Below are 11,790 nucleotides of genomic sequence, written 5' to 3' on the forward strand. Positions count from 1 at the left end.
TTTTGCGCGACGAGGCTCTATATCGCCGGTCTCACGCGAGGCGGTGGGGAATAGGTTAACGGTAGACCCACGGACTCTGACTCCGTTAGTCCTGGTTCGAATCCAGGTTCCCCAGCCAGCGACCATAAGTTATTGATATAACTATACTTTTTCTCCGAATAGCGACGAGAAATCAAAGGCTTGCGGCCTTCCGGCGCAAACAGAGACGGGGTTTTCGCCGCGAAATAGGCCCTGAATCGCCGAAAGTCTCTGTCGGCCATTTCGGGACTGACAGTTTGTCAGATTTGCATCGACGAACCATCGCAAGCCGTTGGTATTTAGCGTGTTTTCTGAGCTGCCTTTTCAGCGCGTGGCAACGATGCGGCGCTGAGCCTGCCAATCCGATGGCAGCGGATTCTGACCGAGCCACTTGGCGGTCAGGCCGATTGGCTGATCACCCTGCATGATCGATTTGACGATGTCAGGTGCGCGGAATGCGAGATAGATCACCTGCAGAATACGGCGCTTCGAGAGGTTCTCCGATGTGGTGATCTCCTCGAACGTCCGGCCCTGCTTGATAGCGTCATAGTACTGCTGCCCCTTGGCGATGTTGCGGATCAGCGTTTCGTCAATGGCTCGGTTCTGATCGTTTCCGATAACCAGCCTGGTTTCGACGCCGCGCTTACGGAATTGGAACGGGACCGGGAATGAGAGCGCATCGATATTGATCAAGGCGCATGAGGCAACCAGCCATGCGGCAACGGCTTCCGGTTCAAGGGTGAGCTCAATCGTTCCCGGTGTGATCGTACTGCGTGCGACGCAGGACAGGATCGCATTGAGATTCTGCGTCGACGTTCCCGTCCCTGTTTCAGCTAACAGATCGCGGATGCGACGAATGTCGTCGACCGAGGGATCGATCAGGAGATCTGCGGGCAATCGCTCGCGCAGATGGGTTGTTATTGCGTATTCTAGTTGCTGTTCAAGTGACTTCGCCGGCAGGCGCCATCCGGTGGTAGTCCGAGATTTGTCAGTGTCCCCGCCGCCCGTGATCATCCGGTTGGAGATGTAGTAGCGATAGCGCCTGCCCTTTTTATTGGCGTGCGTTGGGGTCAGACGATCACCTGTCTCGTCGAACAGCTTGCCCGCAAGCGGTGATGCCTTGGAGCCCGCTCCTGATCGTCCCCTCTGTCTTCCGGAAGTGGCTTTCAGGCGCTCCTGCACATCATCGAAGACCGCAGGATCGATGATCGCGGGATGCTGGCCGTCATAGATCTGGCTGCGATGGCGGATTCGTCCCGCATAGATCGGATTGATCAGAATGTGATGAATATGGCTTCGGCAGAAGGGAAGGTCTCCGGCGCCGTTGCGCATTCGCTTTGCCGACCGATTGACATGCTGATCCTTGCACTCGTCTGCCATGGCATCATGGATCGAAACCGACGACGGCATCCTGCCATCAATGCCGGCGTCCCCGGTTCGCCCGGTTTTACCACATTTCGAAGACTGGCTTTCCTTGCCTCCCCTCGCCTTCGTCCGCAACCCGATCCGGTCGGCCTGCTGTTTGACCGCCTTGACCGACCCGTGTTCGAGATAGAGGTCGAACAGGGTTCGAACCGTCCTGGCTTCGTCTTCCACGATCTTCAGCGTCCGCCCATCTGGCTCATAGCCGAGCGGAACATTGCCCCCATCCAGAGCCCCTTCTTCTTCGATGCCGCGATCTTGTCGCGGATACGTTCGGCGGTGACCTCACGCTCAAACTGAGCGAAGGACAGAAGTACGTTCAGGGTCAGCCGCCCCATGCTGGTGGCAGTGTTGAATGACTGCGTCACCGAGACGAAGGAAGCATCGGACGCATCCAGCCGCTCTACAAGCTTGGCGAAGTCGGCCAGCGATCGCGTCAGCCGGTCGATCTTGTAGACGACGATCTGGTCGACCAAGCCTTCGTCCACATCGCGCAGTAGTCGCTGCAAGCCTGCCCGTTCCAGTGTTCCGCCGGATATGCCGGCATCGTCATAGTGTTCCGGCATTAGCACCCAGCCTTCATGCTTCTGGCTGGCGATATAGGAGACACAGGCTTCGCGCTGGGCATGGAGCGAGTTGAACTCCTGCTCTAAACCCTCCTCCGAAGATTTCCGCGTATGGATGGCGCAGCGGATCTTCTTCATGACGCATCCAGTCCGAAAAAGCGCGGCCCCGACAAGTGGGCGCCAGTGATCTTGCGGGCGATCGCGCTCGGCGAGCGATAGTGCTTGCCGTCCATCTGGAAGCCATCCTCCAGCACCTCGACCTGGTACGACCGGCCGTTCCACTCGCGAACAAGATGCGTCCCCGGCCGAAGCGTCAGGGACGAGGCCGGCAGAACCGACCTCGTCTTGCCATCCGCCTTTCGAACATTCCTCAAGGACCGTTCGAGGGCCCTTCGAACCGCAGGCGAATGCCCGCCATGGGCTTTCACCTGTGCTTCATGGGCCAGTGCCCGGCGCATGAACTGCACCGAGACATATTTTAGAGGACTGCGACCGAACTGTTTTCTCCAGGCTTCGATGCAGTCCTCCCGGTCCAGCGCCTCGAAGGCGGCGACATCAACTCCGACTATCGACGACAAGACAGAACTCACGATGCCGCTCCGCCACCAGTTTGACCGCCCTCCCCGACTGACCGAACGATCGCGTACCGCCGCGGATTGATCTTCGAGGTCTCGCTGAGCACGAAAGAGGACGACTTGTAGCCGTCTCCAATCCGACCGTTCCGGGTTCGAAGAGTGTCGTGCGATCGGGTTCGCGCGGCGACGCTCCGTGCTCCTTGCCGTTCGAACGAAACGCTCTGGACCAGCGATTCATCTGCAAACGGCGTTTCAAGAAGTAACGGGGGGAATCAGGCCATTTCACGCAAACAGCGTTTGCAGCGACGTCGGCTCGGGCAGACCGGGAAGGGCCTCCTGAAGACACCGACGCGCTGGCAAAGGAGGCCACGACCGGGAGCCGGACGGCGGTTAGGCTCAGACGCCCGCGTCTTCGTCCTCGTCCGGGAACCCGTCCTCGGGGAAGCGGCGCTGGAAGCCCCAGCCCTTCCGGTAGCGGTCGACCAGTTCGTCGAAGGCTGCGTCGGCTTGCTTCCTGTCGAAGCCCTGACGGACGAGGATCGGGATGATCCGATCGCCAAGGCGATCCAGTTTCGCCTCGTCCTTCAGCACCTGCTTGTCCGCTCAGGGCCAGATACGACGGTGCGAACGGTGCACCAGTATGTCAGCTTTGGTCGGCCGGCGCCCACAACCGGACATTCTCTTATCGGCCCCTTTGCAGCCATTTGACACGGAAGAACGGAATTTCAATTTTCGCCCAATCCGAACGCTCATCATTCATGAGATGAGGTCGTTGGAGCGGCTCGGCGAAAAGTTTTCGCCCGGCTTGACGCCGTACCCAGATCTGGATCACATGGCTGGTGCACACTGCGGTCCGACGGGCAGCTCCGGTCAGACCGGGAATTGGCTCGGATACACTGGCTGAGATTCCAGGTTCGCCAGGCACACATTTCCAGGCAATTCCAAGAACATAATTCGACGGGCTACGCGCCCGTATCCAAATCGGACGGATTCGCGTATCCGGCAGCGGGCCGGTGCATGCTGAACCGCAATACCCAGCGCTGCGAAAAGTTTTCCCGAGGCAAGCCGCGCATCACCAGACGACATTTTGCAAGACGGCTTTCGGACCCAAAGCGGACATCCCGCGGTCAGCGGCAGAGAGTCCGAGAAGTGCCAAAACAGGCCATTGCTACATTATGGCGGAACACGATCTTCGGACTTGTAAAGGGGCATCCCAAGCAAGTGGCTTTTATCTAAACGCGGAGCCGTGTAAGCGCGCCTTAACGTCCGATATAGCGGTCGAACGTCACCCACGAACCGCCGCGCTTCGACGAATCGACGCATGCCGTCACGAAGGCGACGCCCGCCAAACCGTCGTTGATGTTGGGACAGAGCACGGTATCGGGGATCGGCTCGCCGGCCTGGTGCGCGCGGATTGCTTCGGCGGCTTCGGTGTAGATGGTTGCGAAACCCTCCAGGTAGCCTTCCGGATGGCCGCCGGGAATACGCGTAACCCGCGCCGCCGCGCTGCCGGCGCCAGCGCCGCCGCGCGTGATCAGTCGGCGCGGTTCGCCCAGCGGCGAATGCCAAAGATAGTTCGGATCCTTCTGCACCCATTCCAGCGCGCCCTTCGTGCCGTAGATCCGCAGCATCAGGCCGTTTTCGTGGCCCGGCGCGACCTGGCTTGCCCACAACATACCCTTCGCGCCGCCCTTGTAGCGCAGCAGCACGTGGCAGTTGTCGTCCAGCTGGCGCCCGGACACGAAGCTGTCGAGGTCGGCGTTTAAGGAATCCGTTTCCAGCCCGGTGACGAAATTGCCAAGATGAAAGGCATGCGTGCCGATGTCGCCGATCGCCCCGCCCAGGCCGGAGCGTTTCGGATCCGTGCGCCATTCCGCCTGTTTGTTGCCGTGTTCTTCCTCGGCGCTGGCCAGCCAGTCCTGCGGATATTCCATTTGCACGATACGGATGTCGCCGAGGTCTCCTTTCGTCACCATCTCGCGCGCCTGGCGGATCATCGGGTAGCCGGAATAATTATGCGTCAGCACGAAAAGCGAGCCAGACGCCTCCACCGCCTTCGCCAGCTTCTTCGCATCGGCAAGCGTTGAGGTTAGCGGCTTGTCGCAGATGACATGGATGCCGCGTTTCAGGAATTCGCGCGCCGCCGGATAATGCATGTGGTTGGGTGTGACGATCGCGACGGCCTCGATGCCGTTCTTCAGCCGCGCCTCGCGCTTCGCCATTTCCACGAAATCGCCATAGGCGCGATCCGGCGCGACACCCAGATCGGCGGCGGAAGCTTTCGACTTTTCCGGCGTAGAGGAAAAAGCGCCGGCAACCAGTTCGTAACGATCGTCGATACGTGACGCAATGCGGTGCACGCCGCCGATGAAAGCGTCGCGGCCGCCGCCCACCATTCCGAGGCGGATGCGGCGGTGAGTCGTTGTACTGGAGCTTTTTATAGTCATCGCCTTGTCTCCCTTGTCCTGTCAGGAAATGCCGAGCATGCGGCGGTTGGCTGCGTCGTCGGTGCCCGCGCCGGCGAAATCGTCGAAGGCTTTTTCGGTCACGCGGATGATGTGGTCGGAGACGAACCGCGCCCCTTCGCGTGCGCCGTCCTCGGGGTGTTTCAGGCAGCACTCCCATTCGACCACGGCCCAGCCGTCGAAATCATGGGCGGTCAGCTTCGAGAACACGCCCTTGAAATCGACCTGTCCGTCGCCGAGCGAGCGGAAGCGGCCGGCGCGGTCCACCCAGCTCTGGTAGCCGGAATAGACGCCTTGGCGCCCGGTCGGATTGAACTCCGCGTCCTTGACGTGAAACATCCCGATCCGCTCGTGATAGATGTCGATATGCTCCAGATAGTCGAGACACTGCAGCACGTAATGCGACGGGTCGTACAGCATGTTGCACCGGCTGTGGTTACCGACGCGCTCCAGGAACATTTCGAACGTCACCCCGTCATGCAGGTCTTCACCCGGGTGGATCTCGTAGCAAATGTCGATGCCGCAATCCTCGGCGTGGTCGAGGATCGGCCGCCAGCGCTTTGCCAATTCGTCGAATGCGGTTTCAACCAGTCCGGCCGGGCGCTGCGGCCACGGATAGACATAGGGCCAGGCCAGTGCGCCGGAAAAACTCGCCATCGCGCCGATGTCCATGTTTCGCGATGCTTCGATCGCCATCATGACCTGCTTGACGGCCCATTCCTGTCGCGCCGTCGGATTGCCGCGCACCTCCGGAGCTGCGAAACCGTCGAAGGCTTCGTCATAGGCGGGGTGCACGGCGACGAGCTGGCCCTGCAGATGGGTGGAGAGTTCGGTGACCTCGACCCCGTTCTCCGCCGCGACGCCCTTGAATTCGTCGCAGTAGTCCTTCGACGTGGCGGCCTTTTCGAGTTCGATCAGGCGCCCGTCCCAGCTCGGCACCTGCACGCCCCTGTAGCCGCAATCCGCGGCCCATTTGGTGATCGACGCCCATGAGTTGAACGGCGCATCGTCGCCGGCGAATTGCGCAAGAAAGAGCGCTGGACCTTTTATTGTTTTCATCATGGTGTTCCTTCGCGAGAGCCGGAAAAAGCGGAAAGGGGCCGGGAGTTCCCCTTTCCGACGCTTGCGTTCTACAACTCAGAAAGGTGAATCCGGGAAGTAGAAGCTCGCAGCGTTTTCAGGTGTGATCAGGGTCGCGCCCAGGATGTAGCGCCCCGCGACCGGGCCGTTCGACTTGAAAGCGGCCACGGTGACGTCCATGGCGGTCGCGATCATCGCCGGCGGATAAAGCACGTCGACCGGAACCAGTTCGTCGCCGTCCATGATGCTCTTGATCGTCTCCTTCATCCCGGCGCCGCCGACGACGAACATTCCATTGCCGTCGCGTCCGGCCTGTTTGAGCGCGGCGACCACGCCGATGGCGATATCGTCGTCCTGCGCCCAGACCGCGTCGATGTCCGGAAAGCGGCTCAAGAAGTCCTGCATCACCTCGAAACCGTCGTCGCGGTTCCAGTTGGCGTGCTTGTGGTCCAGCACGTTGATTCCGGAGCCCTCGATTTCGGCCATGAATGCGTCGAAGCGCTCATTGTCGATCAGCGTCGGGATGCCTCGCAGAACAACGATGTTGTCGCCGTCCTTCAGGCGGCTTTTCATGTAGACCGCCGAAACGCGCCCCAGTTCCGGATTGTTGCCCGCGACATAGATGTCCTCGATCCCCGGCTGGCTCAGCCCGCGGTCGACGACCGTGATCAAAGCGCCAGACTTCTTGACGTTGAGAACCGGGTCGGTCAGCGGTTCGGATTCAAAAGGAAGCACGACCAGTGCGTCGATCTGATGAACCGAAACGAGGTCCTCCAATGCGCTAGCCTGGGCGCCGGGATCCGGCGAGTTGACCAGGATCAGGTCAACATCGGGATAGAGTGCCTCAAGCCGTTCCTCCGCCTTTTCCGCATGCCAGTTCATGCCGGCCGCCCAGGCATGGGTCGGGGTCGGATAGGAAACACCGATCTTGATCTTTTCCTGTGCGGATGCAGTGCCAGCAAGAGCGAGCGCGCCGCTTATTGCCAAAGCCGTGATAGCCGTTTTGAGTTTCATTTCTTCCTCCATTTCCTTTCTTCAGGGTGAGCTTCCCCGTTCCGGGGAAACCCGGCACTTCGCCACGTCGGTTGTCTCAGTGAATGGACGTGCGAATTCTGTTTCAGTTTTTCGGTGAGGCTCTCCGGCTCCAATCACTGCGTTGCAGCAACACGGCAACGATGATGATTAGCCCTTGCATCGTGCCATTCAGGTAGTTGGAGATCACGTCGGTGAAGTTCAGGATATTGCCGATCGTGGTCAGGATGAGCGCGCCGATGATCGTGCCGCCAATCCGGCCGTAGCCGCCTTTCAATACGGTGCCGCCGATGATTACGGCCGCAATCGCCTCAAGTTCCCAAAGAACGCCGGTCGACGATGACGCCGAGCCAAGCCGGGGCACGTAGATTATGGTCGCCATGGCTACGCAGAGACCCTGCAGCACGTAGGTCCATGTCTTGATGCGGTCGACCTTGATGGCGGAGTATTTGGCCACGGCCTCGTTCGAACCGATTGCCGTGCAATAGCGACCAAACGTCGTTCGGTTGAGCAGGATCCAGCCAGCGACAGATACTGCGATGAAGACCCAGACCGGGAACGGCAAGCCAAGAATGCTGTCATAATAGACCGGTCGATAGGTGCCGCGGACATCGTGGTTGAGCGACAGGGTGCCGCCATCGGCGAAATAGGTAACGAGGGAGCGAAAGATTCCCATCGTGCCGAGCGTGACGATGAAGGCTTCAATCTTGCCCTTGGTCGTCAGCATGCCATTGATCCAACCGGCGCCGAGACCGAGCAGGATGCTGAAGCCACAGCCGATAAGCACAGTCGTGGCACCTGTTCCGAAGGTGTCGATCGAGTTGTTCATGACGATAATCATCACACCAGCGATGACAGCCGCCATTGATCCGACCGACAGGTCGATACCACCTGCGGTAATCACGAAGGTCGCCCCAACAGCGATGATCCCGATGAACGCGGAACGCGTTAAAAGGTTGGTTATGTTCCCTTCGCTCAGGAATGCCGGATTGAGCATGAAGCCGATAACGCAGAGCAGCAGCAGCGCGACGGCCGGGCCATATGTCTTGAAGTCCATGGTGGTCGTCCTGGCTCCCGTGACCTGATTTGTCATGATATCAGCCATGAGCCCTCTCCTCTTTTAATCCGGCGGCGAAGCGCACAATTTCGTTCTCGTTGATCGCATCACCAGTCAGTTCGCCGGTGATCCGGCCGGAACGCATCACCAAAACGCGATGGCAGATCCCGATAATTTCCGGCATTTCAGAGGAAATCACGACGACGGACATGCCTTCGGCGGCGAGCGCGGCGATGAAATGATAGATTTGTTGCTTGGTGCCGACATCGATACCGCGGGTCGGTTCATCGATGATCACGATACGCGGTTCGGCCTCCATGATTTTTGCCAGGAGGAGTTTCTGCTGGTTTCCGCCGGAAAGCTCTCGCGTCCGGCAATTTGGATTACGAGCACGGATGTCGAACCTCCGAATTCCGCGCTCGAGCGCCGTCTGCTCGGCGGCGCGGTCCAGCATGAAGCGACGGGTGAATTTTGGGAGCGCGAACAGGGTCATGTTGGGTCGCATGCCTTGTTCCATCAAGAGTCCCTTGGCCTTGCGGTCTTTGGTCAGATACACGATCCCTGCGTCGCGCGCTTCCGCCGGCGACCGGAAATCCGCTTGCTTGCCGGATACTTGGACGGCTCCGCCCTGTCGTTCCTCGAGGCTGCAAATTGCTTCGAAAAGTTCCGTGCGGCCCGATCCGATCAATCCAGCGAATCCGAGCACTTCTCCCTTCCGAAGGCGGAATGAGATGTCTTTCAGGTTCTTCGTGTTCAGATTGCGGGTCTCCAGCACGATCTCCGCATCGACATCGGCTTCGTTCATCGGCGGATAGAAGTCCGACAACTCGCGCCCGACCATCATCTGGGCCATGCTGTCGAGCGTAAATTCCTCGACAGATTTCGTTGTGATCCATTGCCCGTCCCGGAGGATCGTCACCCGGTCGGCGATCTCTTTGACCTCATGGAGCTTGTGGGACACGAAAACGATCGCCGTGCCGCCGGCCTTGAGCTTGCGCACCTGCTTGAAGAACAGTTCGGTCTCGGCTTCCGTGAGGACAGCGGTGGGCTCATCCATGATGAGCACTCGCGCATTGCGGCTTATCGCCTTGACGATCTCCACCATCTGCTTCTGCGCGATTGAAAGATCCGAAATCCGCGCGCTCGGCGAAATGTCGAGACCGAATTCCGCGAACATGGCGCTGGCACGCCGGGCCATTTCGCTGCTGTTGATGAACCCGTGCTGCGTGAGTTCGCGGCCGAGATAGATGTTCTCAGCGACTGTCATCTGCTCAGCGAGATTCAGCTCCTGATGGATCAGGACGATTCCCAAGGCTTCGGCCTGGCCGTCTGGCGGCAGAGAGATCTCCTGTCCATCGAGGCGGATTGCGCCCGAAGTGGTCTCGAGAAAACCGGAAAGTATTTTCATCAGCGTCGACTTGCCGGCGCCGTTCTCGCCGATCAGGGCATGAACTTCGCCTGCACAGATGTCAAAGCTGACGCTGAACAACACCGGGACGTTGCCAAAGGACTTGCTGACGCGCTCTGCCGCAAGCACGGATACATCGTTGCTGATGGTCTCTTGCACGGCGCGATTCCTCCCAAAAATGCATGCCGGCTCCTCAACCGACGAGAGTTGTGTAAACCTTTTCATCGTGAATGTAAACCTTTTCATACCGCGATGAAAACCTTATCATTGCCGAAAAGCTTGCTATCTTACCGGCAGGGAATCGCGATTCTCAATATCCGTTCCGGCCACGCCGTTATCGGGAAGTCAGGAAAAAGAATTGGAAAAACAGTCAGCTAGACCAGCAACGATCGAGGACGTGGCGAAGCTTGCCGGCGTCTCGATAGCAACCGTGAGCCGGGCAATCCGAATGCCGGAAAAAGTTGCCGAGAGCACCCGGAAAAAGGTCACTGCGGCAATCGCACATACCGGCTACACCGCGAATGCGATGGCGCAGAATCTGCGGATGCAGAGGTCGCAGATGGTCATGGTTCTTGCGCAGTCGATTTCGGATCCGAACTTCCCTGGCATCCTCACCGGACTGGAAAAGGTGGCGAATGAGCGCGGCTACGGTGTGCTGATCGGCAATACCGAAGGCGATGTGCGGCTGGAGGAAAAACATCTGAGGTTCCTGATGACCGGGATGGCCGATGGCCTGATTCTTCTTACGGGGCATGTCCCGGTTGCCGGTTGGCCCAAGAATCCTGCTTCGCCACTGCCGCCGATGATCGCCGTGTCGCGCCCGGTCATGCATGAGGAAGTTGCCTATATCGGCGTTGACGATACCGACGCATCGAAAACGGCGACGGAGTATCTTCTGTCGCTCGGTCACTCGCGTATCGCTTTCGTATCCGGTCCGCCCGGAGACGCTGTTTCAGAGCTTCGGTATCAGGGTTACTCCAGTGCTATGGCGCGGGCCGTCAATGAAAGCGCCGTTTGGAAAGTCGAAGGGGATGGAACCAGCGAGGGAGGGCGATCGGCGGTCGAACGGCTATTCATACGCGACAGTCTGCCAACCGCGTTCTTTTGCTACAACGACAGCAGCGCGATCGGTGTGATCGGTTCGCTTCAATCTCGTGGATATCAAGTGCCGGGAGACTTTTCCGTCCTAGGTTTCGATGACATTCCTTTCGCAAGGAATATGTCTCCATCGTTGACGACAATTCGACAACCGCGCGGCCAAATCGGCGAGCTGGCGATGTCGCTTCTCTTGGACTCGCTCACGACGCGGGATAATCCAAAAACGAAAGTCCTTCTACACGGCGACTTGATTGTCCGCGATTCCTGTTCGGCACCCTGACTTCCTAGTGACGCTCCGCCGAACAACGGAATTGAAACGACCGTCAACGCGAACTTGATCCGGTCGAGCATTTCGGTAGACAACGACTGAAACGGTCTTAGCAGACGTAACCAACTTTTGAACGGAAGTCCGCTTTAGACCCCATTGCGGTCATTTGGATAACAAAGAGCAGATGTCCTCCCTGCCCAACCCGAACGCTCATCATTCATGAGGTGCAGTCGTTCGAGCGGCTTAGCGAAAACTTTTCGCGCCGCTTGACGTCGTGCCCGGATCTGGATCACATGGCTGGTGCACAATGCGGTCCGATGGGTAGCTCCGGTCAGACCAGGTATTGGGACGGATACACTGGCTGAGAATCCAGGTTGCCTAGGCAGTTTTTTCTGAGCTGTTTCAATTATAAAAGTTAGCGCGATAGACTAAGCGTCCTGAGTGAAATCGACCAGTTTCACGGGCCATGATTCATGACCATCGCACGCTAAAGCGCTTCGTCCAGCGCTGCGAAAAGTTTTCCCAAGGCAAGCCGGGCATCACCGGGTAATATCTTACAGGACGGCTTTCGGACCCGAAGGCGGACATACCGCGTTCGGAAAAAAAGAGTCGACTCTGTGCTAGGTACGGATGATGTCGACGACACAGGTCGACTTCCGCTTTTAATATCCGTACAGGCCTCATTGTACCAGATTGGCAAGAATGGAAGTCGAGTTCTTGGCGTCGCCGAAGAACATGCGGGTGTTCTCCTTGTAGAAGAGCGGGTTCTCGATGCCGGAATAGCCGGTGCCCTGGCCGCGC

At 58.8% G+C, this 11,790-nt stretch carries 9 protein-coding genes, 1 tRNA gene and 1 pseudogene; 2 read left to right on the forward strand and 9 right to left on the reverse strand.

Features of this window, described 5'->3' with window-relative positions; translation table 11 throughout:
- Nucleotides 1-44 precede the first annotated feature (44 nt).
- Nucleotides 45-118, forward strand: a tRNA-Gln gene (locus IG169_RS11080).
- A gap of 224 nt (nt 119-342) precedes the next feature.
- On the opposite strand, the pseudogene IG169_RS11085 reads toward IG169_RS11080, so the two are convergent.
- The 8 genes and pseudogenes from IG169_RS11085 to IG169_RS11120 form a co-directional block, all read right to left on the reverse strand.
- Nucleotides 343-2,144, reverse strand: a pseudogene (locus IG169_RS11085) (recombinase family protein).
- Nucleotides 2,141-2,596 carry a DUF2924 domain-containing protein gene (locus IG169_RS11090; protein WP_193176273.1) on the reverse strand — a complete coding sequence of 152 codons (456 nt, stop codon included), beginning with the start codon at nt 2,594-2,596 and terminating at the stop codon, nt 2,141-2,143. Before IG169_RS11090 ends, IG169_RS11085 begins: the two are co-directional and overlap by 4 nt.
- 381 nt (nt 2,597-2,977) lie before the next feature.
- Complete coding sequence (locus IG169_RS11095; protein WP_193176274.1) at nt 2,978-3,172, reverse strand: hypothetical protein; 195 nt, start codon at nt 3,170-3,172, stop codon at nt 2,978-2,980.
- 668 nt (nt 3,173-3,840) lie between these two features.
- Nucleotides 3,841-5,028, reverse strand: coding sequence for a Gfo/Idh/MocA family protein (locus tag IG169_RS11100; protein WP_193176275.1), 1,188 nt, complete (start codon nt 5,026-5,028; stop codon nt 3,841-3,843).
- Nucleotides 5,029-5,049: 21 nt separating this feature from the next.
- On the reverse strand, nt 5,050-6,105 hold the full coding sequence (locus IG169_RS11105) for a sugar phosphate isomerase/epimerase family protein (protein ID WP_193176276.1): 1,056 nt from the start codon (nt 6,103-6,105) through the stop codon (nt 5,050-5,052).
- Between the two features lie 78 nt (nt 6,106-6,183).
- Nucleotides 6,184-7,140, reverse strand: a complete 957-nt coding sequence (locus tag IG169_RS11110) for a substrate-binding domain-containing protein (RefSeq protein WP_210325967.1) — start codon at nt 7,138-7,140, stop codon at nt 6,184-6,186.
- Nucleotides 7,141-7,243: 103 nt separating this feature from the next.
- Nucleotides 7,244-8,263 carry an ABC transporter permease gene (locus tag IG169_RS11115; RefSeq protein WP_193176278.1) on the reverse strand — a complete coding sequence of 340 codons (1,020 nt, stop codon included), beginning with the start codon at nt 8,261-8,263 and terminating at the stop codon, nt 7,244-7,246.
- Nucleotides 8,256-9,782, reverse strand: coding sequence for a sugar ABC transporter ATP-binding protein (locus tag IG169_RS11120; RefSeq protein WP_343225640.1), 1,527 nt, complete (start codon nt 9,780-9,782; stop codon nt 8,256-8,258). Before IG169_RS11120 ends, IG169_RS11115 begins: the two co-directional genes overlap by 8 nt.
- Nucleotides 9,783-9,981: 199 nt before the next feature.
- On the opposite strand from IG169_RS11120, the gene IG169_RS11125 reads away from it, so the two are divergent.
- A complete protein-coding gene (locus IG169_RS11125; RefSeq protein ID WP_193176280.1) occupies nt 9,982-11,001 on the forward strand; it encodes a LacI family DNA-binding transcriptional regulator in 1,020 nt (339 codons plus the stop codon).
- Between the two features lie 668 nt (nt 11,002-11,669).
- Here IG169_RS11125 and IG169_RS11130 read toward each other — a convergent pair.
- On the reverse strand, nt 11,670-11,790 hold a 121-nt coding region (locus IG169_RS11130; protein WP_193176281.1), incomplete at its 5' end, for an NAD(P)(+) transhydrogenase (Re/Si-specific) subunit beta.

The sequence above is a fragment of the Oricola nitratireducens genome (assembly GCF_014904745.1).
Classification (GTDB): Bacteria; Pseudomonadota; Alphaproteobacteria; order Rhizobiales; family Rhizobiaceae; genus Oricola; species Oricola nitratireducens.